The following is a 24,976-nucleotide window of genomic DNA, read 5'->3' on the forward strand; positions in this document are numbered from 1 at the left end:
AAACAGGGGGAAATACGGGCCAAAAACAGAGCGGTTATTTTTTAACCAGCAGTGAATAACTGAGCAAAACAAAAACCCCGCATAAAGCGAGGCCGTAGAGAACGAACAGTGTCGTTGAGGTTTCCTGTGCGTCCTGCCTGGTTGTTCGAGGCTTCCATTGGTTCACATCATTGTGATACCTGAACACCTCTTCCCTGATGCAGTGTTTCACTCAACTCAAGGCCTAGCCTATTGGTTGAGACTATTATTTTACAGACAGTGACGTATTATTCTATCCGCCTGAATACGGGATATACTGCTGACTCTCCCGTAGGTAACAATGAACAACCTCGCCAAAAGCAAGGCTGAAAGTGCTGATCCATCAGCCGTAAGCCGTTTTTATTATTATTTGGGTGGTATTTATTCTTAGGCAGAGAGTGAGTATTTGGTGTTCTTATTACCAGGCCCCGAAACAATTGTTACCGACTTCGGCAATCACTCAATGAATGAGCATAGATTACGTATTTGCCGCAATTAAATAATTGATCTACGTCAACAAAACTGAGTTAGCAATAAGAATGAAGCCAATGTTATTTGAACCAAAAACGGTAGAAGCCATAGCAGCATTTACCCTGTCGGATCATCATCAGGTATTCCTCCGGGATGTTGATGTTTTTCTGGATTACCTGGTAAAAAATCCGGTTCCGGTTTCGAAAAGCAAGAACTTGCCACCGGTTAAATGGGCTGAGCCACTGAACAGTCTGCTCTCCAGCCCCGAAGTGCTGACCTTGAAACGACCAATGACCACTAATTATGCCCGGCTCATGGGGCTATTATTGCTGGGTCGCAGTTCGGGGCTGGCCGTCATTCGGCCAGATAGCAGGGGAAATACAGTACTTCATATCAACGAGGCACTTTACCAGCAGTGGCAAGGCATGAATGGTACTGAACGATATTTTTCCCTGCTGGAAGCGTGGATTAATCGAGGTTATGCCATCAGTGTCGGGGAGCGAATCAGCTCGATTGATGATCGCTTTCTGCCCGGGATTATGATGATGTACGGCGAGACCGATCTATGGCAAGGCAAAGCGGCCAGGGATCCGGGCTTCTGGTTACGCAGGGGTAAGTCGTTCAACCTGACCATTCTCAAAATGGCCGGGATGGCTGAATTTCAGCTTGAGGATAGCAACCGGGAAATCCATTTCCTGAAATTAACGCCCTGGGGGCAGTTGTTTTTAAACGCCTGTCGGCAAGGGTTTATCGACTCGCTGAAAGAGGATGAATATGAAGACGACTATGAACAAATCAATCTGCTGCCCGCGATAAAAGCAATTCGGCCAGATGTTCAAAAAACCCTGGAACTACCGGAGCCGATGATTGCTGCCAGTTATGTCCTGTCCGTTGCTTTGGGGAGTCAGTGCACCCGTACACTGAAAGTACCCGCTGACCTCCTGCTTGAAGACCTGGCAGAAGCCATTCTTGACGCCTTTGATTTTGATTGTGACCACCTTTATCACTTTCAGTATCTGAGCCCATTTGGTGCTGACCGGATGATTGGTCATCCAGCGGTGGATTTCTGCGATGCCTGTGTGACTGAAACCCGGCTGCGTCAACTTGAGCCGGTTCCCGGAATGAAGATCACCTTTTTCTTTGATTATGGTGATAACTGGGAGTTTGACATCGTGGTCATGCACGGCAGTGAAGAGAGTACGTCTGATATCCAGGTGATCGAACGTAAAGGTGAAGCGCCGGAGCAGTATCCGGAATATGAGGATTTTTATTGATCAATATTTAACCAGCTGCTCGTACCCCGCCTGTCTGAAAGGTTGCCTTTATTCCCTAACGGTTTATCCACAATCTTTTCCACACAAATTCCGGATAACTGAAACTGGGGATAATAATTCTACAGGCAGGTACTGCAAGGGTTATAACGAACTACTGACAGTATAAACACAACCTGCCAACAACTTACCCACAGACTTATTCTGGAAAAAGTGGGGATGCGTCTTTATTCCTGGGCTCATTCAAAGAGGAACCCCGACTCTTAAACATCCGTTGAAATCATTTTGCCAAGGTATGACCCAATGCCCGATATCCAGTGGACAGCACCAGGTGCCACCTTGAGCCACAAAAACGCAGCGAAGGAATTCGGCCTGACTGAGGAGGCGATTATCCGGGCGATTAAAGAAGGGACGATTCACTACCAGATCGCTTATGCCCACGTTAATCCTTATTACCGTGTAGTCAGGGAGGAAGTAGAGTCACTGGTGCTGAAGCTTTAAGGACCGGACTACGTCAGGCAGCAGCAGTTGAAGAAAAGACAGGATGATATTGACCGGGAGATTCGCAAGCTGAAACGACGCATCAACTCTCTGGAAAAAGAGCGGTTGTCTTTAAACGGTTCCGGCCAGTAACACGGTGATTCACATGCCTAAAGTAAAAAAAAAAGCTGACTGCTGAACAGAAAAGAATCCGTAAAGCCGCCAGGGCGGAACGCCGGAAGAAATACCAGTGGATTTTTATCAACGGCAAGCGGGTACGGATTAAAAGAGAGGATACCCTTGAAGCATTTGCGGAACGGGAAGCCATGCTTCGCAGCGCTGATCCCATCTGGCTGCATCAGAATGAACTGTGGGAGTATATACAGACGGATAATGATGGCCTGGATATTGAGCCATCAGAGAGTGATCTGGCAATCTGGGAGTGGGATGGTGAGAAGGTGCCTTTTTGAAGGGGTGTCGCTTGTCACTGTTGCCCTGTCAGTCATGTGCAGCATGAGAGGCCCAGTTAAACTTATAGTTCAGCGGAGGGAGTTCATAACTTTTCAGGGCTACATTGGCAGCGGTCATCAGCATGCTCATACCGCTGGCAGTTTTGTTCAGGTTCTGGGTCTGTTCGCCATGGGTGTAACTGGGGAGCGATGTTTCTTCATCCGCAAATCTTCGGAACATTTCAAAGATGCCGGACAGGTCCTTCTGGTTACTTTGAATATTGATGGCCTGAATCATCGGCCCTTCACCAGCCTCGCCATCATAAAACCAGAGCCGATAGGGATAGATCTTCTTGGCATCTTCCAGGCTCATGCCTTCCGGTAATTTACTCACATCCATCTGGAACATGGGGCCAGCGGTCAGGGCTGCATTATCCAGCAGGGCTCTGCCGGTGGAGTTCATTACATCCTGACTGTCGTTCATCATGTAGGGGATGCCGATACCCCAGAACCGATGCAGTACACTTTCGTAGGGAACAAACTTGTAGGGAATCGCTTCCGGCTTCAGCGGATTGAGCCTGGCCATAATCATCCGGCCATCGCAGATCCAGATATTGGCCTGATACTCTGCCTGTTCATCAATATCGGTAACGCCATACTCCATCAGCTGATGACTATCTACCGGTCCCCAGTACTCCAGCACATCAAAACGCTGGGGCGTAACGTACTGCTCATCATTGTTGTTAATGTTTCGCAGCTCCCGCTCGTAATCTTCAGGAACATGATTACCCTGGGGAGACTCCATCAGAATGGCGTGAATGGTATCAGTCTCAAAACCAGGACTGCCTGCTAACTCACGAAACTCATGTTTGGTCAGCACATGACGGCGAAACAGATCATTAGGTTTCCCCGGATCATGGGAATAGGGATCGGGAAATAGATCAAAGACACTGGCCCATTCAATATCCGGCTCGATGGCTATGTTGTGCTTAAGGGTTGAAAGCGATTTATTGGGATAATCGTATGAATTAAATAGCTTACTGGAGTGCAAGAAGGGCATGAAAATGAGCATTTTAGACTCTTAACAGCCTAATAGTGTTGTTTTTAATGACCAGAACCAACAGCTAATTGGTACCATATTATCTTCAACCTTTAAGCACAACATAGCCCGGCTCGATGCTCTGATGCTCGTTGAGTTTCCATTCATCACCTTCACTTTCCCACTTCTCATGGTTCCGGGTATTTAGAGTGGCTACCTTGATGCAGCCGGTGCCCAAGGTTACCTGTTCACGAACCATTTTTTTGATTTCGGTGAGTGCATTGGCATTGATCAGGTAGTCCTTAATTAACCGCTTCATCTTCATGGCAGCGGTATTGGCCTTTTCCAACGCTTCCGCCAGCAGCTCCCGCTCCATTTCATCGTTACGTTCCTGAATGAGTTGGTTTCGGGTTCGGGGATCAAGTCGATAGGGCAACAGCTCCTGAATGGCCATCATCCGGATCTGCTGCTTAATGGAGGCTGGAATATCAGACAATGGACTGGGAACAATATCCCAAAAGGAATCCACATTCTGAAACAGCAGATCAATAAGTCTTGAATAGGCAGCATTGACTTTGGTGGCAGTGATCTTGATAAACACCCGGCTCAAGGCCTGCTGCTGCTCCATCACCTTTTCTTGCTCGGGACCGTATTCACCCTTTACCGCCCGCAACGCATCCAGCCACTCATCTTCCACTTCCCGCCGGGCCTCCCGGTAACCCTGCCAGCGGCTATAGAGATCCGAGGCAAAAGCATCACGCACCGCTTGTTCACGACACTCCTTGTCCAGAGAAGAGTCCAGCTCCGCCTGAGTCACCTCATCCGGGGTGGCCACCATCACCAATCCGTGTTCCATTACCTGACCTTCTTGCCTCTGCGTCGCAGCCACTCAAAACGGTGTCCGGCCATAATGGCTGGCCAGTACCCCACCACCAGCTGAGTAAAGAGAATAATTGTCCGCTCCATTAGTAAGCAGATTTCCCTAGAGCCCGATACTTCAGCTCATTGATATTGATCTTGCGCCGTGGCAGCTTCAGCACCATTTGCTGGGCGATCGCATAACTGATCACTCGATCATCGAAGCAACCTTCCTGGGCATTAGTGGCTCCGTTGTCTTCAATGACGTAGGTCTGGCACTCCTTTACCGTCTCTACGTTGCAAATCCCCGCATCACCATCCCTGAGCAATGCAGCCAGGTGATCAATCATTAATGGTTTTGATTTGGTCGTGGTCAGCCAGCCGATCCGCTTGGTGCGTTTCTGGGTGCGCTGGTCCACCGTGGTTTCCATATAGAGATTGGGATACTTCAGGTCTTTCAGTTTGGTGATGGTGGTCAGGCCGTGGTTGTTTCTTTCCACACCGATCAAAGCATTGTTGTAATAACGACCCAAGTGATTAAGCATCTTACCCAGATCATCCGGAGCCACATGGCCAGACCAGTGGGCAACCTGATAACCGGAACGATCCAATACGTCGATGGATGAATAATCACCGTGCTTGTGTTTGTCATTGATCGGTGCCAACCCTTCCGCCACATCGCAACCGATGACATACTGCTGACTCCCCTCCACTGGGTACCAGATGTTCAGTAATCCCGGTTTCTTCCGGTTTAAGCCATTAGGTGTCAGCTCACACTGCCATTTGGGCGAGTAGCACTCCTGCCTGGCAGCTTCGGTATGTTTAGGATCAAAAACAGGCCGTCCGGAAAACAGAAACGCCTCTTGAATATTGCAGGGATATTCCTGTTTGAATTTATCTTCTGATTTCAGCTCATAGATTTTCTGGCGTCGCCACTGCAGCTGCCCATCATCCAGATCGTAAGTCTGTTTCAGGTATCGTTCGTCGGCATCTGTCGTGAAATCCTGGGGGACTTCGGCACGGTATTCGTTCTGCCAGAACCAAGGTATAAACACCAGTTCAAAATCACCGCGCCCAGCATCAGCGTCCATAACATAATCATAAAACACACCACCAACGCCGTTAGCAGTGCTCTCCAGAATGACCTCAGTATTTTTTTCATTAGGTACTGCCTGTAATACACCCGCCAGGTGTTCATCCGCATTGGGCCAGAAGGCTACTTCCGATCCATGAAACAGCTGCGCTGTGGATGATCGACCTGCTCCCTTATTGCCAGCGGTTCCCACCCGATACCCGGAATCGTGGTAAAACTCCAACAGCTTGGAGCTTTTATTCTTGAGTTCCCTCTGGGTAAACGGTGGCTGATTGTCGTGGTACCGCTGCACCATATCAAACAGGTTGGCGGTGGCATCGGCTTCATGGGTCAGGATGTAGGCCCGTAACCCCTTGCGATTGCTCACCAGCCAGTAAAGACCTTCAGTATAGGTGGAGCAGCCCTGTTGTCGTCCTTTCAGTACAACAATTCTCACCTTGCCCGTGCGCTGGCGTTGACCCTCGATGCGACTATCCAGGTAGAGCTGAGCCTTGTTCAGTTGAAAGGGAATTACCTTGGCATTCTTGGTGCGGATCTTCAGGCACTTGCTGGCGTAAAACTGAAACTCAGTCAACAGCCGTTCCCGGGCTGGCTTTACCCGTCTTTTTCTTCCAGCCATTCGTCCAGCGTCGGTATCTTTTCCGCTACCACAGTCTGCTCATGGCGATCCCGCCAGTGGTAACGGTTTTTCATATACATAATCAACATGGCTGGCGAAACATCCTTGTTAAGCCCCAATGCTCCCTGCATGTATTTTTCTTCCCAAAATACTTCAGCCAGAACATCTGCCTGAGCCACGGCCTCAGCAAATTCCTCATACTTGTCCATATATGACAGAAACGTGTTATAGCTGATCCCCATTTCCGTAGCGGTAGCCTTTCGGCTTAAACCGGTGCTCATTAGCTCTTTCACTTGCTCACACATTTCCGGTTTGTATTTGCTGTGGTTGGCCATGGTTAGAATAACTGTTTGATAGCAAAGGCTATGATGCCTGCGGTAGTGGTGGCAGCGATCCATTGAATCACACTGCTGATGGTCGAGTTTTTGAGTACGGCTTTCTCAATGGTGTCCAGCCGTTCTTCACTGCGCTTTTCCCGCAACGCCAGGTTCACCATCCGCTCATCGTGTTTGGCCAGGGTCTGCAGGATCTGGGTAATACCGTCCAGTTTTTGCTCAATGCGATTGAAGCGGTCTTCATCACCCATGACTATCTCCTTGCAACACCCTTGAGTTTCTCAATGGTTCGGGCACCACCCAATCCCAGCAGGCAGAGCAACAAAGTAATCACCGTGCTGGTGTCTGTTGTGGGTAACTGTTGAACCACTTCAGACTTATCACAAGCATCAGTCCGATGATCACCACATCACGAACAATCCAGGTCCAGGCAAGAATAAACACACAGAGCCAACCAAGAGCGGGTCGCCAACCGGAGACAAAGACGGAGGGATGTTTGGCTTCTTCGATATTGGCCAATGCCTGGAGAATATGAGGCTGTTGCAACTGGTGATTTAAAGACAGTTCAGCTTTGGCTCGCTCTTCATCAGACGTGAACAAGCCATCAAGCCCACCCATCAGCGCTTTGGCAATTCCAGCCATTGGGTTCAGGTTAATCATCATCCACCAGCTCGAAGTGCGGGTAATCCTTAAACCGGTGATCTTTCAACTTACCATCTCGATCCCAGTCACCACCCCAGCGCAGCTTGATGCCCATACCCTCAGCAACCCCCAACACATACCCGGCAAAGTGCGCGGATCGCTGATAATCAAACCAGTCCAAGGGATAAGCCATTACATCCACCGCCTTGCTGGGCAGCTGATTGTGGTTACTGTCTGGCCATTGCAACTGCGACTGACCATTTTCAAACGCCAGCATCTGGGCAGCTTTGCCCCGATGACCACAAATAATCGTGCAATCGTAATGCTCAATCACTTTTTTGAAGACACGCTGAAGCCGCTCATCACAAGTCGACAAATGTCGCCTGGACGAAGCGGAAAAGTGAAACATGAAGCCCCTTTTTTATAGTGGTTCAGTTTGGAGGGATAAAAAAAGAAAACCCGGCAATGAGGGCCGGGTTTCTTTGAAAGATTCAAGCAGTGGGAAATCAAGTTATCGGGAACTTTCCCAGCATGAGCTTTTACCGTACTTTTACTCTCACTCTGAGTCAAGGCTGATCTCATCAGCCTCTTTCTGATGCCATATCTTCAGAATCAAGACCTCACGGTCGTCAGCAAGATAGCGAATCTTGTAATCCCTAATGATCAGGTCACGCAAACGGGGATTCAGTTTATCCCCTACCAGAACGCCCATGTTCGGTTGATGACACAGGTTGTTAATTTTCCTGACCAAATACTCCGCCATTCGCTGTGCCGCAGGCGGATTTTTTTCTGCAATAAACTGTCTCAGTCGTTTCAGGTCATCAACGGCACTCCTGGAAAACCTGAGTTTCATTCAGGTGCCTCCAGCTCATTATCACTGCCCCAACTTTCCAGCCATTCCATCACGGCGTCACCATCTACGGTATCTCCCCTGCGCACCTGATCCAGTGCTTCCAGGGTCTCGTCCCACTCTTGCATTTCACGGGCGTGTTTCTTGATGTACTCCCTGACCGCTTCGTTAATAAGATAGTTCCGACTACGGCTCAACACTTTGGCTAATTGGTTTAACGGTTCTTCAATATCCTGATTCAGACGAACGCTGGATACACTCATACATGACCTCCTTTTTAGTGTATTACATTGTAGTACACTTAAGTTTGGCCTGCCGTCAATAGGGTTCATGCCGGATAACCCCGGATTGCTCCAGCAGATCCTGAGCCTCATCCTCTGCCAGCCGGATCAGTTCATTGCAGACTTGGCGGCACTTCTGCTGCCAGCGGTAAACCGTGCTCTCCCCCTTGCCCTTGATCTGGATCTTACCTTTGTCCTGCCTCAGCCCCGGGTGCTGGAGTTCATACATCAGCCAGAGTCTTAGCAGTACCGGATTGCAGCGAAACGGTTTCGGCAACCGTTTATCACTGCGTAAATGGTGTTGAACCCGCTGCCATGCAATTGAACGATTTTCCTGATTATCGTCATACCGGATCGTCAGAATAGCAAAAAGTTCCGGCTGCATTTTTTCCCGCAGATCGCCCTTACGAATACCATCATCACCCAGTCGTTCATCCCGGGTACTTCGATGCTCTGGTGCAACCGCTGTCTTACGATAACCGGCGTTGATATCCCGCTGCCAGCTGGCGGTTTTTATCATCAGCTCCGGCGTTCCAAAGATCCGCATCAGAGCCGGTCCCAAAGCAAAGTACATGGCAGCCTCCTAGCTCAGTGCGGTCTGGATACGATTTCCAATCCAGCGCATAACCGGAACGGCCATAGAGTTACCAAGAGCCTTATACCTCGGACCATCAGGACACTCTTCTGCCGGTTTGTTTTTCCAGGGAATAGCGCTGTACCCATCCGGGAAACCCTGCAAACGTTCACATTCGATGGGAGTCAATCGACGTATGGCTAACTCGGCTTCACCGCTGGCGGTACTGGCAACCGCGTGTTTATCACCGGCGGTTAATCTGTTCATCGGGTCACCAGGCTGTCCGATACCCAGACCATTTCCTTTCCCGTCCTGGTGCTCACCTCGCTTGCCAGAATGTCGGGTGGCCTGATCATGAATCGGTATCGCCACTGCAGCACTCAAACCGTTCCCCTGAGCCTGTAACGTCATGGCCACGGTTTCGGAATGAACCGGATCGTCCTTCGGATTGAAGGCAATGGTCGGATGGTTATCGCCCATATGGGCACGAAGACAGGGTGATAATTCCGATGACCAGTGGCCACCCAGTCGCGACATGGCACCGGGCTCGAACACCACCAGATCCGTGGCATCTTTGTAATCCCGCTGCTTCAATGTGGATGATGTTTTACCCGGACCGTACCGGCCGAAGGCCGTCATATCGTAAGCACTCAGTTTCCCCGTGAGGCCACTTGCTGCAACGCCTGCTCCAGCTTTGGCGGCAGGCTCTTCCCACGCTTCTGCGCCCGGTTCAGAATCCCGGAGCAGGCTCTCGGACTCAAATAGAACCGGTTCCCGACGGGTCCAGTCTCCAAAATCTGCCAGAGCAAAGACCCTTCGACGACGTTGGGGTACTCCATAAAATTGAGCATCACACACCCGCCATTCAACAAGCCCTTCCTTACCGAATGAAACTCCAGCGTACCGCCACTTTTTTGGGCCAGGCTGCTCGGGGCATGACTGGTCAGTGCCAGTAAGTAATCGCAGTACTTCAGCAAAGTCCTTGCCCTGGTTACTGCTGAAGGCGCCGGGTACGTTTTCCCACAGGGCGAAGCGGCAGTTGCCGTGTTTTCTGGCCCACCGAATAATCTGTATTGCTGCGAAGAAGAGTCCTGATCGTTCACCGTCAAATCCTTTTCGTTTGCCAGCCACCGACAGATCCTGGCAAGGGCTGCCAAACACCACCAGATCAATGGGGCCGAGTTTGCGGATCATGGCTTCCGTGATATCCGTCACGCTGCCAAGGTTGGGTACATCGGGGTAGTGGTGTTCCAGCACTGCACAGGGGAATGGTTCGATCTCGGCAAAGCCCACTGGTGTCCAGCCTAACGGATGCCAGGCAACAGTCGCCGCTTCAATCCCCGAAAATAACGACAGGTATCTCATGGACTCCTTCCCCCTACGCAAAATTGATAATTCGCTCCACCAGTGATTCCACCTTGAGCCGACTCCAACCCCGTCCCGGATGGAGCACAAACTGGAGCAACACATCCACCGCCGTGGAGTACAACTGTTCAAACGCCTCCTGACTCATGCTGGCAAACTTCAGGCTTCTGGCACGAACCCGGACACCTCCATCCGGATACCCGATTACGTCATAAAATCCGGCCTTAACCGTCACCCAGCGGCGGAACTCATCAAAATTTTTCTCCGGCGTGAACCACTGGTCGGTTCCTTCCATCCGGCACGGCTGGGGCTCAAAGTGATCAAAGCCCAACTTCAGCAGTGCAAAGAACTTGCGGTGAAAGTGCAGGTTACGTGTCTTGCGAAACTCTGCCCGAATCACCTGCCCGGTCTTTAGCTGTCGTATAAACATCTGGTCATCGTCCGATACCGGCACCAGCATCTGCGCCGAGACCTTCTGCAATGACAGCTCCGCCATCAGATTGCCTCCACAAAGTGCCAGCAGAGCACCATCACCAGCACCACCCAGACCACCGCCAGCCAGATGCCATCCCTGAGCCCATTCATCAGAACATGCCCATCAGTTTCTGGCGCGCCCCCTGCCCATCCAGCGGATCAATGCCCTGCTCAGCCATACTCTCCCTCGCCAGCTGATTCGAGTGAATGGCAGGATCGAACTGGTGCTCGATGGACAACTGGTCTTCCAGCGGCTGGCCTTGGCATTCACGGTTGACCAAAGCCTGGTAAGCCGCACCGAACCGACGCTTCACCTCCCGGCACTCTTCCGCAGTACCGGCATTGCGCAGCTCATACCAACCTGCTGCCCGGCCTGCCAGGTATACCGCCCGATGGCTCCAGCCGTGATGAGCGGGTTGACTGGCATGCTCATTGGCTTCCCGCCAGGCTTTGGCCAGCGTGGGCAACCCAAGTTCTTCCGGCATCGGCTGGCACAGCTTGCGAAATTCCGGCGCGGTTGGTGGCCACTCACTACCACCCAACCTTACACGGTTGAGCCCGATTTCCAGTTGGGCAGGGTGCAGCCCATTCAGGGTTTTCAGCCACTCACCATTGCGATCAGCCAGGCCGTAGGCACTGGTCCACTTCTGGCCGAACAGGCCCGTCATGGTCGAGAACAGATTTACCAGATCCCTCTGGCTCAACGTCGTAGATGGCTCCCCCTGCGCTGAAGGCTCCCTGTTCGCTGAAGGCTCCGGGCTGGAGGATATGGGCGTTGGCCTGCTCGACCTGCTCAACAAGGCTGAGTTTTCCAGAATTTCGCTGCCGGGCTTCATAGTTCACCATCCATGGATTGCTGGCGTTATCGGGGTTATTCAGGTAGGCCGTGGTGGTCTTCACGTACTGAGTCCCCGTCACTCGTGTCTCATCACAGTAACGGGCGTATTTCAGGATGTTAGCCAGCAGAGCTTCAGGGGTATGACCTTCCCGGAGTCGTGTTTTGTAGTGACCAAAGGTTTTGGATTTGCTGCCCTTGTCACCTTCCCGTTTGGGATACTGGCTCCACCACTGTTCGAAAGATTCAGAGAAATCAGCCTTGCCCGATTTGGCCTGTGGCACTGCCCCCGTCCTGGGGGTCGCACCAGTCGTGCTCCCGGCACTTGGTGGCACTTCCCCCGTCCTGGGGGTCGTGCGATCATCAGATCGGACATATGTCTTGTAAATATTTCTCTTATTCTCTTCTTCTCTATTTCTCTTATTCTCTGGGCGAGATTCTGCCGAGCACTTGCCGAGCATCTTCCGAGCGCTTTCCAACAACACTTCGGTTTGCTTCGAGCCCTTGTAATCACTGGCTTTCGCAACTGCCCTCTCGATAACGGGAATCACTCCGGGCAAGTCTTCCAGCAGCATCTGTGGCAGTTTCACCAGCAGCTTCAGACGGGCATCAATCTGGGTGATATTGTCCACAGGATTGTGTTCCATGAACTGCGGAATGCAAATGTACTGGCACTGGTCAGAGGCCAACAGGAAACCGCTCGCCGTTAGCTCGGCAATCGCTCGCTCGACGCTCGGCTCTTCCCAGTTAAGGTCTGCCGCGATATAGCCTTTTGGCATCCTGAAGATACCAATCAGATTCCCGTGACCGGTGGTCAACAGATAAAGCGCCAGCAGTTTGGCTTTATCTGACAGCGGCTGAATATCATCACTGATCCAGAACTGGCTGGAGACCTTGCCAAACTCTTTCATTGGTCACCTCCTGCCAGAGGTGCTTCTTTTGGAAAATACCTCGCCGCCTGCAGGGCATTCTTCTGATTCAGGCTCATCCACTTTTTCAGAAAGATCACCACGTTCTTTGCCTCACCCGGCTGGTCCCAGCGATCGATCATGTAGTGAAACGCTTTCAACAACTGTTCGCCCACATCAATATCCGGATTTTCCCAGCACAACTCTTCATACAGTGATGCCGAGGTTGGCATGGCGGGCTGTCCTGCCAGTGGCCACAGAATGTCCTGCCAGCATTGTGGCTGGTCGGGGATGCCCAGTTCGTCGGTATGGATCATGGGGTACCTCCTGCGGTGCGAACAAAGAGGCTGGCTGATGCTCTGAACTGAGCATGAGGCTGAGATTGGCTCATCACATCTTTCCTTGAGGATTGGTTTTTATCGTTATTTCTTTGCTTAAGCAAAGACTCTTAAGAGAATACGTTGCTTTTAGATTATTTGTAAATAGCCCGACTCATCCAAAGCGAACTCTCGCGCTTAATCAATGGCTCCCAGCCGTGTACTATTTTGCTTATGGATAATGAATAACAGTAATTGGAAAAGAACGTGACAAACTGGACAGACCGGGTCAAAAACAAAGCCCAAGAGCAAAATCTGAAAAATGTCGATATCGCCCGCGCCGTGGGTTGCACGGAAGGGACATACAGTTTGTGGATGAGTGGTGCCCGGAATCCAAAGCTGAATAACAAAATCGCCATCGCTGACGTTCTTGGCGTTTCCATTCACTGGCTGGAGACCGGTGAAGAGCTGCCGGATCCGAAAACCCTGCCCTACATCAGCCTGGATAAGGCGAGCGCTTTCTTTGATGAACTCGATGAAAGACGACAGCAGGTACTCTCAGAGTCGGCCATCTGCATTATTGAGTCGGACCACAAGAGCTTTCTGTTACGGATGGAAAACGACACCATGGTCAACCAGGCCCCATCCGATACGGCGATCAGTATTCCCAAAGGTGCCAAAGTGCAGGTGGATACCGTAATTACCCCTGAACCGGGGAAGATCCTGCTGATAGAACACGACGGTGAACTTTCGCTTCGCCTGTGGAACCCGATCAGCAAGTCGCAACACAGTCTGCGATTCATCAATCGGCTTTACGGCACTTTTGATCTTAACTATGCGGGGGATATCAAGGATATCTACAAGGGCACTGCCGTCGGTGTCAGCTTCCTGTTATAGCGGCCAGCCAATCACCAGTACGCCAGGTTGCTGTCCATAGACCTTGATGCAGCGGCCATCGACAATTTGCCGGTCGTCTTCCCAGAGAATCCCGTTCGGGTAAATCGCGGCCGCCCTTTGCTTTTGGGTATCGAGTTTACAAAAGCTATGACATTTCCGGCATTTCCCGTGTTATTTATCGCCATCTGCAAAGACTCTGGCAAACACTGAATCCACTGCTCTACGCTATCCATCCCTGAACCCGTGTCAGAAAACAAAGCATATCCCTTGATATACCTAACCTAAACAATAGATTTATAAAAGCTATCAATAACAACAAATCAATATAAATATATTATTACTTATCATTTGCAAAGTGTTACTTTGCAATTATATAAATATGAAAAACATTTAATTTACAAAAATAAGGAATCTTTAATGGACGCAGTCACCCGCGATCTCAACCGGCACCTCAATGCCATTGACGGCAGGGAAGCCCGTGAAGAGACCATCGAGTCCGAACTGGAACGGATTGAAACCCACATTCAGGCACAGATCGAAGATCACAAGCCCATCATCATTGCCGGTTTTGGCGTTCTGACCCCGGGCAACTTCCTGATCTTTCTTACCCTGGAAGAATTCCACCCCATGCAGGGCTACCGCTGGCTAGCCGTGAAACAGCTGGTGCATGACTGCAACAACGAACACTCCCGGCTCTCCGGCTGGGATGTCATTAACTACGCCAGCAAAAGAGGTTATTGCCGTGGCTAATCAAACCCAATTGGAAAAGAGTTTCCGGATGGAAATTGCCGACCAGGTGCTGGCCGTCAGAAACCGTATTCACCGGGACGAGGCCCTTCGCCATGCCAGCTAAAAAGAAGACCGAACTGATGGAATCTGCTGACGTGTTGCCTGTGGATAAGCCTGCACCTGCCCTGTCTGAAGTGGGCCAGATCATGCAGTCGGCCATTGCCCAGAATGCCAGCATCGACACGCTGGAACGGGTAATGAGACTGTACGAACAGAGCCAGACCATTGTTGCACGACAGCAATTCAATGAAGCCTTTGCCCGGTTTCAGCAGGAAATGCCGGTAGTAAAGAAAAGCAAGAATGCTGCGTTCAATACTAAAAGTGGTGGTCGTATGGAGTACTCCTACGCCTCCATTGATGATGTGGTCGCTGCAATTCAGCCAGTTCTTCACCGCTACGGCCTGAGCTACTGGTTTGAGCAACAGCAGAATGGGCCAAACATCACCATCACCTGCAACCTGGGACATGTATCCGGCCACTCCATCTGTAACACCGCCACTGGCCCTATGGATAACACCGGCAACAAAAGCGCATTGCAACAGATTGGTTCTACCGTGACCTATCTGAAGCGACAGACCCTGGTGGGCATTCTCGGTGTAGCCTGCACCGATGATGACACCGATGGTTATGTCCCCGATATGCAAGAGACAGCCCAGCCGCAAGCGCATTATTCCAATGAAGACTTCCAGCGTCTGTTACCAGAATGGCGGGCATCCATTGAGTCCGGCCAACAGAGTGCAGATCGCATCATCCGAAAAATCAATTCCAAAGCTCCAGCCACCCCACAACAAGTACAACAACTGAAAGCCATCCAACCCAGAGGCCACTAAATGGACATTCTCGATATCCAACAGGGGACGCCTGAATGGCTCGCCCTGCGCCAGAACTATTTCACCGCCAGCGAGGCACCGGCCATGATGGGCGACAGTCCCTACCTCCGCCGGGACCAGCTACTCCATCAGAAGAAAACAGGCAGCGCCCCAGAGGTAAATGCATTTCAGCAGAAGAAATTCGATGCTGGGCATCGGGCCGAAGCAGAAGCCCGACCGTTGGCAGAGAAAATAGTCGGAGCGGATCTGTTCCCAGCCACCGGCGTCACCATCATTGACGGTTTACCTCTGCTGGCCAGCTTCGACGGACTGACCATGATGGAAGACCTGGTCTTTGAGCACAAGCTCTGGAATGAAAAGCTGGTTGCCCAGATCGAAGGAGAAGGTATTGAACCTGCCTATTACTGGCAGTTGGAACAACAGCTATTGGTCAGTGGTGCCGAACGGGTTCTGTTTGTTTGCTCCGATGGTAGCTCCGCCAGTCTGCGCCATGTTTACTACGAATCCCAAGACCATCGTCGTGAAGCTCTGATCGCTGGATGGAAGCAGTTTCAGGAAGATCTGCACAAATTTGAATCAGCAGTAGCCACTCCGGTTCTGGAAGGCGAGCTTATTCAAGATACTACCGCCCTTGTTATCCAACTTAACGGTCAGGTTCATCACTCCAATCTGCCCCAACTTGAAGAGCAGATCCATCACCGCATTGATTCAGCGAAATCCGAACTGGTCAGCGATCAGGATTTTGCCGATGCCGAATCGGCAGTGAAGTTTTTCAAAAAGACGGAAAAGAAACTGAAGGACGGCAAAGAAACCGCACTTGCCCAGGTACCGGAAATCGCCGAACTGTTTACCCGCATAGACCACCTCACCGACGCCATGGCCAGCAAACGCAAGTCGCTGGACAAGCTGGTCAAACATCAGAAGCAGCATATAAAAGACAGCATGGTTCTGAAAGCCGTCACCACCCTTGAAAAAGAACGTCAGGTGATCAATTCGGAACTCACTCCCGGCTGGATCGCCGCCGTGGTTACGCCTGCTGATTTTCAGGAAGTCATCAAGGGAAAAAAGAGTGTTGCCAGTATGCAGTCTTCGGTAAATGACCGGCTGGCACAGGCTCGGATCGAACATAAGCAGCAGGCACAGGACGTAAAAAACAATCTGGCGATATACCGGAAAATGGCAGCTGATAAGGACCACCTGTTTCCGGATCTGGATGTGCTTCTTCATAAAGAGCAAACCGACCTGATGGCCATTATTGAAATACGCCTCAATCAGGAAGCCCGGCAGAAAGTAGCTGACAAACAGCCCGAACCGGTAACAGAAATCGAAAAAGGCGAAGATCAACCCGACTTGCTCTACTCCGATGGCGAAGTCACCGAAGAGATTCTGACCGACGATATCCACGCCATGGAAAAGTGGCTCGGCAAAGGCTCACTGGACTGCTACCGCTTTGACCGCCACGGCAACGAATACAGCATCGAACTGATCATCCGCCGTGCCGCACTGATCACCCCGGCTCAACAACTCTCTCTAAAACCAGAAGAAAAGGAGATCGCCTGATGGCCGCATCCATGAACCGCGTCACCCTGATTGGCAGGCTGGGCAAAGACCCGGACTGCAAAGCCACCGCCAATGGCAATGCCGTAACCCTTCTTTCCATCGCCACGGAAGAGAGCTGGAAAAAAGATGGCCAGAAACAGACCCGTACCGAATGGCATCGGGTAGTACTGTACGGCAAACCTGCTGAACTGGCCGCTCAGTATCTGGCCAAAGGCCACAGAGTCCTGATCGAAGGACAGCTCCAGACCCGAAAATGGCAGGACCAGAATGGTCAGGATCGCTACCAGACTGAAGTCGTGTACAGCGGGTATAACGGCAAGCTGCTGTTTCTGGAAAAGAACCCCCATGTCAGCAGGCTCAGCCCCAAAATTATCAGCCACAGCCAGGCACACATCAGAATCAATACACCAACGCCCGGGATGGCGGCCACACTCCCCAGCCCATGCAGACACAACAGTATGACTCCTACGACGACTCCATCCCATTTTAAAGGAGCTTGTTTTAATGAAAGCCGGAATGAGCCTCACGCCCGATGACCAGGCCCTGGCCATAGAGATAAAACAGAAGCAGACCGCTGGTCTCAGCTCGGAAAAGGAGGAAAAGGAACTGGCAAGAAAAATCATGCTGGCGGACCGGATCGGTGACGAAATGGAAGGCCAGCTATTGGATGCAGAAACCGTACTGATTGAAATGACCACGCTGATTGTCGCCATTACTGTCGGTATCCACAGCCCCCGGGCGCGGGATCAGGCCATGCTGGTAACCGGACTGATCCTGCAACGCATCCGGGATATTGATCAGCAAACGACAATACAAAAAACCACCCATATTCACTGAAAGCAATAACCCACACCCTGTGGAAAACCTGAACACCAAAGTTATCAACAGGCCAGCACCAAAGGACACTGACTATGGACAGCACAGTACCTGCCAATAAAAGCGCCAACCTTATCACCAGCCTGGATCAGGCCGAACTTAAAATCCGTCGTGCCGGCATTATTCGCCTCACTCCTGAGGGATATGAACAAGTGGAAGGCGAGGAGCTGCTGCAAAAAGTGTGCGGCTTTAACCTGGAGTCGAAAACCGTAGCTCAGGCGATTAAGCGACAGATTACAAAGCATGAGTTTACCGAGGGCCAAGACTTTACAACATTGATGTTGCAAAGTTCCGGAGGTCGACCCAGAAGGGTTTATCACTTTTCTGTGAATGCGGCGAACCATGTCCTGCTTTCTGCCATGACCCAGGAAGGCAAACAGGCAAGACAGGAAGCGATTGACGATAAACGTGAAAAGCAGCTTGCCCGTCACGACACTATGCCTGCGTTGCACAAGCCCGGGATTTATCAACCAGAGTTATCCACACCCCAGGCTTTGCTGGAAATCAATATGGCCACCTCCCTGAAAGCCATTGCCTTTGCCGAGGCGCTGGGCTTTACCGGTAATCAGAAGCTGCTCTCCGCTGACCGGTTACTGAAAAGCCAGATCGGCTTTTCGCCACTGGAAGCCATGGGGCAGAAACAACTGGTGGTGGAAGTACTGGAGAAGCACAGGATTATCAAGTGGACTGGTCAGGGCAAGAGAGGCAAATACCTGCTCACCGATAAGGGCTGGCAGTACGGTCTGATGTACGACCCTTCCGAGATCTGCTTCCACAACCGGAACAGTAAACGACTGACCACCAGCAATGCCCAGCCGGTTCTGGGGTACGACATCCTGAAATTCTTTTAACCGGGTCGGCGATATGGATGCGCTTATTTCCCAGCCCGACCTGATGGAGTGGTCAGGCATTAAGCAAAAAACGGCACTGATCAAATGGATGATTCAAAACCGGATACCGTTTTACTACGGACGTAATGGCGAAGTAGTCACCACCTACGCGGCCATTAACCAGCCATTGATTGGCACCGAACCACAACAACCCAAAAAACAACCACTCAAATTCCTGTAGGAGATGTATTGATGGGAAGACCACGCAAAAAAGAGAATGCCCATTTGCCGGATGGCGTCTATCGAAGCAAAGGACGCTTCATCTATAAGCCTTACCACGGGCGAGTTGGTAAAAAGAATGTATTCGGAGCCGAGATTGTATTGGGACCAGAAACCATGGCCATGTCCAAACTCTATATGGCTATTGAGAACCTGGAGAAAAGTTCTGACCAGACCCTGGGCTGGCTTCTGGATGAATACCTGGAGTCAAAAAAGTTCAAAAGCCAGAGCAAAGACTGGCAGTACAATAAAAGGCTCTATACCCCCAAAGTAAAAAAATTCCCCGTCGAGGGATATGGTACTTTCGGTAATGTGCCCCTGACGCTGATCACCCCGCCATCACTTAACCGGTTCTATGAAAAGTATTCAGATAAACCCGGGGCCGTGGCCATTGTCCGCAAATTAATCTCCAGTGCCTGGAGTTGGGGCAGAAGCCACCTCGAAGGTGTGCCTCCGAACCCATCTCTGGATTGCGAAGCCCTGCCAAGACCGAACCGTCAGGATGTGTACGTCAGCGATGAAGACTACGCCTGCGTTTACTATCTGGCCAATCCGTTCTGGAAAGCGATGATGGAGTTTGCCTATATCTGTCGTGCAAGACGTTCCGAGCTGATCAATATGCAGCGGGATCAATTACTGGAAAAAGGTGTACAACTGAAACGGGGTAAAGGATCGCTGGATGAAATCACCCTCTGGACACCGAGACTGAGAAAAGCACTCAAACTTCTTGAGGACTACAGCAATGGCGAGAAGTTCGACTACGTGTTTGGTGCACCTGAGGTAACCGGTAAAAAAGGCATTCCGATGAGACCGGGACAAAAAATGCACAAAAACACATTGGACAGCCAGTGGCAGAAACTGATCAACCGCGCCGTAGATGAAGGACTGATTAACGAGAAGTGGCACTTTCACGATCTGAAAGCCAAAGGTGTATCTGACCACGAAGGATTAGTATCCGGCCACAAAACACTGGAAGCGAAGAAAATCTATATCCGAAAAACTCAGGAAGTACAGGGTACGAGGTGATCGAAAGGAAGAGCCAAAAAGGAAGAGCAATGAGAGAAGATATTACCGGGCAGTTGTCCGGTTTTTTTTGCCGCTAATTACACGACATATCTTTGAGAATTGGTGCCCAGGAGAAGACTCGAACTTCCACGACCATACAGTCACTAGCACCTGAAGCTAGCGCGTCTACCAATTCCGCCACCTGGGCATATACGACAAACTACTGATTTTTAACGATGATTGGTGCCCAGGAGAAGACTCGAACTTCCACGCCCTTTCGGACACTAGCACCTGAAGCTAGTGTGTCATCCTTATATTTCAACCACTTAGCTCAAATCGTTTTAGGAAAAAGTGCGCAAGTGTGTATCATTTTTTGATATTTTGGCTATTTTTTTAGGACAAAATTTAATGGAAAATACTTTCTGACACTGTACACGACAATTTTCATGAGGCTCTCTCCCACCTGGTCTCAAAGAGCAGTGCTACAGCCCCAAATAGCTCTTCCAGCCACGTATCAACATGATTCAAAATCCGGGCAAGATAATCCAGCCCTGCTCGGAAGATAGATTGTGCTTTTCGCCCATGGCTTTTTACCTTGATGGGCGTTGTTTCATTTATCCACTCACCTGTCTTATATGCCCAGCAAAAGGCTAATGCCAGAGTGCATAGCAATTTCGATATTTTATCTCGATCCTTCAGATGCGTGTCCTCAAGGTTAAAGCCCCGTCCTTTCATAGCCTGGAACATGGTTTCTATCTGCCATCTCTGGAGATAGTCACTAATGGCACGCCAGGGTTCGGCGTTACAGATCACCACCATCGGATCGCTCCCTTTTTTGGAGGCGGCAAGGTATACCATTTGCCCCCAGACTTTTCGTGGCTGCCGGATTGCCATAGTTTCGCCTGTTGACAGTGAAAATATTCTGGTTACTGGCAGTAACCTGTTTTGATGCTTATTGGGAACAAGCGTATTGTTGGGAACTCTGATGCAGAAGGGCCAGTTACCATGAACCAGATATTTCAGCCATTGTTTTCCTTTAAACTCTCTATCCATTAACAGGCGCTGTATGGCTTGCTCAGGGAAAATTTTTCGGAACCTCTTCAGCAGCTCAACGCGTTCAGTCGTATTCGAGCAACCTTTTTTGGGCAGGAGTGTCCATAAAATCGGGATAGACATTCCCTTGTAGTTTATTGCCAGAAACAGGATGTTGATTTTGAATATTCCAAACATCCAGTTAGTCCGATCCATGCTGAGCTGCCACCTGCCTTCCGGGGCGAACAGACTGGCAATTAATGTGGCCATGATGCTTTCATCAAAAACCACCTCGAGAAAAAAACGCTGAATCCTTCGGTAACAGGAAAGGGTCTGCGACCTTCCGGGGAAGGTGGTTGCAAGACTTGTGAAGTTTACGGTCTGTTTTTCCAGCAGCCCAAGTACGAGGAAAGCAAGGACGTTCAGGCGACACTTGTTCCATTTCAAATAGGTTCTAAACTGCGTGATGAGTAAGTCGGCGGGTTCCATTGTCGTGGGTCTTTTGAGCTAAAAAACTCAAGATAGTGAATCCTGCTGGCTTACTCCTAATTTAATTTTTGTCGTGTACAGTGACTTTCTGATTCCCCCTCCAACCTGCTATAAAACAGCCATATAACCGACAGTTTCCTCTCCACCAAAAGTGATCTCCTGCATCATCTCACCGGAAGGCACCAGTAATCAGCATGCGCATCGTATGGTCCAGATTCCTTATATGTCTATAAATTCAGAGTGTGCCTCCAGCTGTTCAAGCACTGCCAAACTCCATTCAATCAAGACAACCTACCCCTTTCTTTCAGCCTCCTGACCACTTCATCATGGGGAATGGTCGCCATTTCACCGGCCTAAACCTATGCGATAGTCGCTTCGGTTTTCTCCAGCTGCCAGTCATGGGCATCAAGCATCTCCCCGTCCGCCTGATCGGCCAGGACACATCCCTGTCCTCTTGCCGGGCCAGCTGGCTTAACTGCTCCAACTGTTTTCACGGCTAATAAATTCATCGACGCCCCCGACAATAAAATGTATAGTTTTCACCCAAAGGGTGAACTATATTCATCTTCTGGTGTCTATACTTAAGGTGTCTCAGTTTGAAAGTCAAGTTCCGAAATAACAAGCTTGAAAAGTGTTTTTGCGAGTATAAACAGGCTGTTAGGGAGTTTGGAGACCAGGTTGCAAGGAAGTATATACAGCGTATAAAGCTCATTCAGGCAGCAAGTAATCTTGATGACTTGATGGAACTTCCCGGGCTTCGATGTCATCCATTAAAAGGAGACAGAAAAGGCCAATATGCAGTTAAACTGACAGGATTTTACCGGTTGATATTCACACTCGAGGGTGAGTTCCTGAATATCTCAATGATAGAAGAAGTGAGCAAGCACTATGATGACTGAACAGGCATATATGTCCGATTTAGCCATTCCGCCAGGTGAGTATCTGGAGGAAGTGCTTGAAGAGATGGATATTACCCAGGCTGAATTAGCTCGTAGAATGGGGCGTCCTCCTCAAGCAATCAATGAAATTCTTAAAGGGGGAAAGGCTATAACCCCGGAAACAGCTCTTCAGCTTGAACAGGTTGTAGGGGTTCCTGCTTATTTTTGGAGCAGTCTTGAGTCGGAGTACCGATTGGTAAAGGCAAAAGAGGCGGATGCCAAAAATGCGGAGGATGAAATAAAGGTTATCAGTACATATCCTTACGCTGAAATTGCAAAATTAGGGCTTGTGGCAAAGACAAAAAAAGCCATTGAGAAAGTCAGGGAACTCAGAAAGTTCTTTGGCGTATCATCGCTTTTTCACATTACTGCAGTCAAAGCGTATGAGCCTGCTTTCAGGCAAAATGAAAGAGATAGCGTATCTCATGAGTCGTTGGCTGCATGGCTCAGGGCCGGACATATTCTTGCATCTAAAAGTAATATGGAACCATTTGATAAGACAAAACTGCAGGAATTGCTTCCTGTGATAAGAAAACTGACGTTTGAAACAGAACCAGGAAAGCTGTTGACTCAACTGAGTGCAATGCTGGCTAAATGTGGTATTGCTCTTATTGTGATACCCCACTTTTCAAAAACCTATATCAGTGGTGCTACTTACTGGATGGGCAAGCACAAAGCAGTCGTCATGATGTCATTGAGAGGTAGCTGGTCTGATATTTTCTGGTTTAGCTTACTACACGAAATTGGCCATATTTTGCTGCATGACAAGAGAATTACCTTCCTGGAAAATGGCACAAAGAATCCCCAATACTTAATGCAAGAATCAGAAGCCGATACTTTTCTCAGAACACACTGATTCCTGAAAGTGAGTATCGTGAGTTTCTTGAACATGGTGTTTTTACCAAACAATCGATAAGTAGCTTTTCAGAGAAAGTGGGCATTTTTCCGGGAATTATCACCGGGAGGTTGCAACATGATAAAAAGTTGCCACAGACATCACACTTTCACCGAATCCGTTTCAAATGGGAAAAAGCCTGAAATAGAAAATCAGACAATCCTTAAAGCCTGCATTCCTGTTTGGGTGTCTTTGATCGGGCTACTCATCAGCCAGTGATGGGATATAAATCGCCAAACTTTATGAAATTACTGCCGGTAAAGTTCCTTACCAGCAGTAAGGTTTTTGCGGTGATTTCGTCTCAGAAAAGGCCGCCCGCCCACGGGTAGCAGGCCCCATCCCTTGTACAGAACCAAACCGGCTTATCGGTGCCGGTTCAGTAAGCCCTGCAACCACTCCCGGTAAAAATCACCTGCTCAAACACCACCGGTAAGTCCGTTTCAAAATGAATCGTAACAAACGCCGGGCAGTCGTCATCACTCGCCGTCCGCTTCCATTTCCATCAGGGTGTAACGGTAGGCACCGGTGATCTCCCGGTCCTGGAGACTTTCCGGCAACACACAGATTTTCAGAATCCGGTGGCCCCGGGTGTAGGTAAAGGCAGGGCCGGTATCATGGCGATAAGAGATATCCTGAAAGTAATCTGGCATGCGAATACCGATCTCATAATTACCGCCAAACGCTTGCTGATAACACGCCATACTATTCTCTTATTATTTCTATAATGGGTTTTAAATCCTTTTCTTCTTTCAGCTTCAACAAAGAGGATAAAAACTGCAAGACTCTACCGCCAAGTCATCGCTGATCGTTGCAAAACCATTTAATGCTAAAGCAGCAGACTTTCAATCACTACGCCCAAACCGTCGGTTACGTTTCTGAAAATCAGCAATAGCGGCATCCAGATCCTGCGCCGTGAAATCCGGCCAGAGGGTATCGCAGAAATAGAACTCTGCATAAGCACACTGCCACAACAGGAAGTTACTGATCCGCTGTTCGCCGCTGGTGCGAATCAGCAAATCAACCGGTGGTGCCGATCCAGTGGCCAGGCACTCTTCAATCTGTTCCGGCTGAATCGAAAATGGATCAAGATCCTGCGTTTTCACTGTGGCTGCCAGCTGTCGGAATGCCCGGGTAATATCCCACTGACCGCCATAATTCACCGCCACCATCAGAGTCATTGCACGACAATGCTGTGTCGCTTCTTCGCACTGCTCAATGGCTGCCTGAATTTGCGGGCTCAGTGCTGAAATATCACCAATAATCTTCAAGCGGATATCGTATTCCGTTAGCTTCAGGGCTTCCTTCTTCAACGCATTCAGCAATATCTGCATCAAACCGGTCACTTCCGCTACCGGCCTTCGCCAGTTCTCACTGGAAAAGGCAAACAGCGTAAGGTACGGAATCCTCAACTCCCGACACTGTTTGATCACCTCCCTGACCGTGTTCAGCGCAGCCTTATGCCCGGACAAGCTTGGTAACAACTTGTGCCGGGCCCAGCGGTTATTACCATCCATGATAATGGCAATATGTTCTGGCAGTTTTGGGGCGGGGTCGGATATAGGCATAAGTGAGAGCGTTAAATCAGATCAACATCACGGGGGATTTACCAGGGTGGGAATACGAAGTGTAGCAAGAAAAAGGTTGGCCACGGAGACACTGAGACACGGAGAAAAGCTT

The 24,976-nt window shown here is 50.0% G+C and carries 34 protein-coding genes and 2 tRNA genes; 14 read left to right on the forward strand and 22 right to left on the reverse strand.

The annotated features are described in order from the left end of the window. Positions 1-566 precede the first annotated feature (566 nt). The 3 genes from O3276_RS13995 to O3276_RS14005 all read left to right on the forward strand — a co-directional run bounded on the left by O3276_RS13995 (position 567) and on the right by O3276_RS14005 (position 2,710). The gene (locus O3276_RS13995) at positions 567-1,763 is read left to right on the forward strand and encodes an IS1096 element passenger TnpR family protein (RefSeq protein ID WP_269671905.1); all 1,197 of its coding nucleotides are present in this window, start codon (positions 567-569) and stop codon (positions 1,761-1,763) included. 300 nt (positions 1,764-2,063) lie between these two features. Beyond that, entirely contained in the window at positions 2,064-2,261 is a 198-nt protein-coding gene (locus O3276_RS14000) for a hypothetical protein (RefSeq protein ID WP_269671906.1), read from the forward strand. A gap of 305 nt (positions 2,262-2,566) precedes the next feature. Next, on the forward strand, positions 2,567-2,710 hold the full coding sequence (locus O3276_RS14005) for a hypothetical protein (RefSeq protein ID WP_269671907.1): 144 nt from the start codon (positions 2,567-2,569) through the stop codon (positions 2,708-2,710). Positions 2,711-2,738: 28 nt separating this feature from the next. Here O3276_RS14005 and O3276_RS14010 read toward each other — a convergent pair whose 3' ends face one another. From O3276_RS14010 to O3276_RS14080, 15 genes are all read right to left on the reverse strand, one after another. Further along, entirely contained in the window at positions 2,739-3,761 is a 1,023-nt protein-coding gene (locus tag O3276_RS14010; protein WP_269671908.1) for a portal protein, read from the reverse strand. 73 nt (positions 3,762-3,834) lie between these two features. Further along, positions 3,835-4,584, reverse strand: coding sequence for a hypothetical protein (locus O3276_RS14015; protein WP_269671909.1), 750 nt, complete (start codon positions 4,582-4,584; stop codon positions 3,835-3,837). A gap of 109 nt (positions 4,585-4,693) precedes the next feature. Then, positions 4,694-6,298 carry a terminase large subunit gene (locus O3276_RS14020; RefSeq protein ID WP_269671910.1) on the reverse strand — a complete coding sequence of 535 codons (1,605 nt, stop codon included), beginning with the start codon at positions 6,296-6,298 and terminating at the stop codon, positions 4,694-4,696. Then, positions 6,274-6,633, reverse strand: a complete 360-nt coding sequence (locus O3276_RS14025) for a hypothetical protein (RefSeq protein WP_269671911.1) — start codon at positions 6,631-6,633, stop codon at positions 6,274-6,276. Before O3276_RS14025 ends, O3276_RS14020 begins: the two co-directional genes overlap by 25 nt. Before the next feature lie 2 nt (positions 6,634-6,635). Then, positions 6,636-6,884: a hypothetical protein gene (locus tag O3276_RS14030; RefSeq protein ID WP_101745988.1), complete on the reverse strand. Its 249-nt coding sequence runs from the start codon at positions 6,882-6,884 to the stop codon at positions 6,636-6,638. A 79-nt stretch (positions 6,885-6,963) separates the two neighbouring features. Then, complete coding sequence (locus O3276_RS14035; protein ID WP_269671912.1) at positions 6,964-7,296, reverse strand: 3TM-type holin; 333 nt, start codon at positions 7,294-7,296, stop codon at positions 6,964-6,966. After that, a complete protein-coding gene (locus O3276_RS14040; protein WP_269671913.1) occupies positions 7,286-7,684 on the reverse strand; it encodes a M15 family metallopeptidase domain-containing protein in 399 nt (132 codons plus the stop codon). The genes O3276_RS14035 and O3276_RS14040 overlap by 11 nt, the downstream gene beginning before the upstream one ends. Before the next feature lie 147 nt (positions 7,685-7,831). Continuing rightward, positions 7,832-8,128, reverse strand: coding sequence for a type II toxin-antitoxin system RelE/ParE family toxin (locus tag O3276_RS14045; protein ID WP_269671914.1), 297 nt, complete (start codon positions 8,126-8,128; stop codon positions 7,832-7,834). Beyond that, complete coding sequence (locus O3276_RS14050) at positions 8,125-8,388, reverse strand: CopG family ribbon-helix-helix protein (RefSeq protein WP_163369309.1); 264 nt, start codon at positions 8,386-8,388, stop codon at positions 8,125-8,127. Before O3276_RS14050 ends, O3276_RS14045 begins: the two co-directional genes overlap by 4 nt. A gap of 55 nt (positions 8,389-8,443) precedes the next feature. Beyond that, complete coding sequence (locus tag O3276_RS14055; protein WP_269671915.1) at positions 8,444-8,980, reverse strand: hypothetical protein; 537 nt, start codon at positions 8,978-8,980, stop codon at positions 8,444-8,446. A gap of 9 nt (positions 8,981-8,989) precedes the next feature. Beyond that, on the reverse strand, positions 8,990-10,345 hold the full coding sequence (locus O3276_RS14060) for a DNA cytosine methyltransferase (RefSeq protein ID WP_269671916.1): 1,356 nt from the start codon (positions 10,343-10,345) through the stop codon (positions 8,990-8,992). 13 nt (positions 10,346-10,358) lie between these two features. Then, positions 10,359-10,841, reverse strand: a complete 483-nt coding sequence (locus O3276_RS14065; protein ID WP_269671917.1) for a DUF1367 family protein — start codon at positions 10,839-10,841, stop codon at positions 10,359-10,361. A gap of 88 nt (positions 10,842-10,929) precedes the next feature. Next, positions 10,930-11,487 (reverse strand): replication protein P, encoded by a 558-nt coding sequence (locus tag O3276_RS14070; RefSeq protein WP_269671918.1) that lies wholly within the window; start codon positions 11,485-11,487, stop codon positions 10,930-10,932. Further along, positions 11,438-12,565, reverse strand: a complete 1,128-nt coding sequence (locus tag O3276_RS14075) for an LvrA C-terminal domain-related protein (protein WP_269671919.1) — start codon at positions 12,563-12,565, stop codon at positions 11,438-11,440. Before O3276_RS14075 ends, O3276_RS14070 begins: the two co-directional genes overlap by 50 nt. After that, positions 12,562-12,879: a lipoate--protein ligase family protein gene (locus tag O3276_RS14080; protein WP_209277157.1), complete on the reverse strand. Its 318-nt coding sequence runs from the start codon at positions 12,877-12,879 to the stop codon at positions 12,562-12,564. Before O3276_RS14080 ends, O3276_RS14075 begins: the two co-directional genes overlap by 4 nt. A gap of 267 nt (positions 12,880-13,146) precedes the next feature. On the opposite strand from O3276_RS14080, the gene O3276_RS14085 reads away from it, so the two are divergent. Continuing rightward, entirely contained in the window at positions 13,147-13,776 is a 630-nt protein-coding gene (locus tag O3276_RS14085; RefSeq protein ID WP_269671920.1) for a helix-turn-helix domain-containing protein, read from the forward strand. Here O3276_RS14085 and O3276_RS25785 read toward each other — a convergent pair. Next, on the reverse strand, positions 13,771-13,881 hold the full coding sequence (locus O3276_RS25785) for a RusA family crossover junction endodeoxyribonuclease (protein ID WP_163369324.1): 111 nt from the start codon (positions 13,879-13,881) through the stop codon (positions 13,771-13,773). The two genes, O3276_RS14085 and O3276_RS25785, sit on opposite strands and share 6 nt — an antisense overlap. 312 nt (positions 13,882-14,193) lie before the next feature. Here O3276_RS25785 and O3276_RS14090 point away from each other — a divergent pair, with 312 nt between their 5' ends. The 8 genes from O3276_RS14090 (at position 14,194) to O3276_RS14125 (ending at position 19,966) form a co-directional block, all read left to right on the forward strand. Beyond that, positions 14,194-14,526 (forward strand): hypothetical protein, encoded by a 333-nt coding sequence (locus tag O3276_RS14090; RefSeq protein WP_269671921.1) that lies wholly within the window; start codon positions 14,194-14,196, stop codon positions 14,524-14,526. A gap of 119 nt (positions 14,527-14,645) precedes the next feature. Then, a complete protein-coding gene (locus tag O3276_RS14095; protein ID WP_269671922.1) occupies positions 14,646-15,395 on the forward strand; it encodes an ERF family protein in 750 nt (249 codons plus the stop codon). Continuing rightward, the gene (locus O3276_RS14100; protein WP_269671923.1) at positions 15,396-16,955 is read left to right on the forward strand and encodes a YqaJ viral recombinase family protein; all 1,560 of its coding nucleotides are present in this window, start codon (positions 15,396-15,398) and stop codon (positions 16,953-16,955) included. Then, positions 16,955-17,491, forward strand: coding sequence for a single-stranded DNA-binding protein (locus O3276_RS14105; protein WP_269671924.1), 537 nt, complete (start codon positions 16,955-16,957; stop codon positions 17,489-17,491). The genes O3276_RS14100 and O3276_RS14105 overlap by 1 nt, the downstream gene beginning before the upstream one ends. Then, complete coding sequence (locus tag O3276_RS14110; protein WP_269671925.1) at positions 17,472-17,792, forward strand: hypothetical protein; 321 nt, start codon at positions 17,472-17,474, stop codon at positions 17,790-17,792. Before O3276_RS14105 ends, O3276_RS14110 begins: the two co-directional genes overlap by 20 nt. Positions 17,793-17,866: 74 nt before the next feature. After that, positions 17,867-18,682, forward strand: coding sequence for an antA/AntB antirepressor family protein (locus O3276_RS14115; RefSeq protein ID WP_269671926.1), 816 nt, complete (start codon positions 17,867-17,869; stop codon positions 18,680-18,682). Between the two features lie 13 nt (positions 18,683-18,695). Next, a complete protein-coding gene (locus tag O3276_RS14120) occupies positions 18,696-18,902 on the forward strand; it encodes a hypothetical protein (protein WP_269671927.1) in 207 nt (68 codons plus the stop codon). Positions 18,903-18,913: 11 nt separating this feature from the next. Beyond that, the gene (locus O3276_RS14125) at positions 18,914-19,966 is read left to right on the forward strand and encodes a tyrosine-type recombinase/integrase (protein ID WP_269671928.1); all 1,053 of its coding nucleotides are present in this window, start codon (positions 18,914-18,916) and stop codon (positions 19,964-19,966) included. 100 nt (positions 19,967-20,066) lie between these two features. On the opposite strand, the gene O3276_RS14130 is transcribed toward O3276_RS14125, so the two are convergent. From O3276_RS14130 to O3276_RS14145, 4 genes are all read right to left on the reverse strand, one after another. Further along, positions 20,067-20,153, reverse strand: a tRNA-Leu gene (locus O3276_RS14130). Positions 20,154-20,186: 33 nt separating this feature from the next. After that, positions 20,187-20,271, reverse strand: a tRNA-Leu gene (locus O3276_RS14135). 118 nt (positions 20,272-20,389) lie between these two features. Then, the gene (locus tag O3276_RS14140; RefSeq protein WP_269671929.1) at positions 20,390-21,424 is read right to left on the reverse strand and encodes an IS4 family transposase; all 1,035 of its coding nucleotides are present in this window, start codon (positions 21,422-21,424) and stop codon (positions 20,390-20,392) included. 401 nt (positions 21,425-21,825) lie between these two features. Then, on the reverse strand, positions 21,826-21,975 hold the full coding sequence (locus O3276_RS14145; RefSeq protein ID WP_269671930.1) for a hypothetical protein: 150 nt from the start codon (positions 21,973-21,975) through the stop codon (positions 21,826-21,828). Positions 21,976-22,062: 87 nt separating this feature from the next. Between O3276_RS14145 and O3276_RS14150 the strand changes: the two genes are divergently transcribed. Both O3276_RS14150 and O3276_RS14155 read left to right on the forward strand, forming a co-directional pair. Then, a complete protein-coding gene (locus O3276_RS14150; RefSeq protein WP_269671931.1) occupies positions 22,063-22,365 on the forward strand; it encodes a type II toxin-antitoxin system RelE/ParE family toxin in 303 nt (100 codons plus the stop codon). Further along, a complete protein-coding gene (locus tag O3276_RS14155) occupies positions 22,355-23,260 on the forward strand; it encodes a HigA family addiction module antitoxin (RefSeq protein WP_269671932.1) in 906 nt (301 codons plus the stop codon). Before O3276_RS14150 ends, O3276_RS14155 begins: the two co-directional genes overlap by 11 nt. Before the next feature lie 515 nt (positions 23,261-23,775). On the opposite strand, the gene O3276_RS14160 is transcribed toward O3276_RS14155, so the two are convergent. Both O3276_RS14160 and uppS read right to left on the reverse strand, forming a co-directional pair. Beyond that, on the reverse strand, positions 23,776-24,000 hold the full coding sequence (locus tag O3276_RS14160) for a hypothetical protein (RefSeq protein ID WP_269671933.1): 225 nt from the start codon (positions 23,998-24,000) through the stop codon (positions 23,776-23,778). A gap of 141 nt (positions 24,001-24,141) precedes the next feature. Then, complete coding sequence (uppS, locus tag O3276_RS14165; RefSeq protein WP_269671934.1) at positions 24,142-24,864, reverse strand: polyprenyl diphosphate synthase; 723 nt, start codon at positions 24,862-24,864, stop codon at positions 24,142-24,144. Between the last annotated feature and the right edge of the window lie 112 nt (positions 24,865-24,976).

The sequence above is a fragment of the Endozoicomonas sp. GU-1 genome, from assembly GCF_027366395.1.
Taxonomy (GTDB): domain Bacteria; phylum Pseudomonadota; class Gammaproteobacteria; order Pseudomonadales; family Endozoicomonadaceae; genus Endozoicomonas.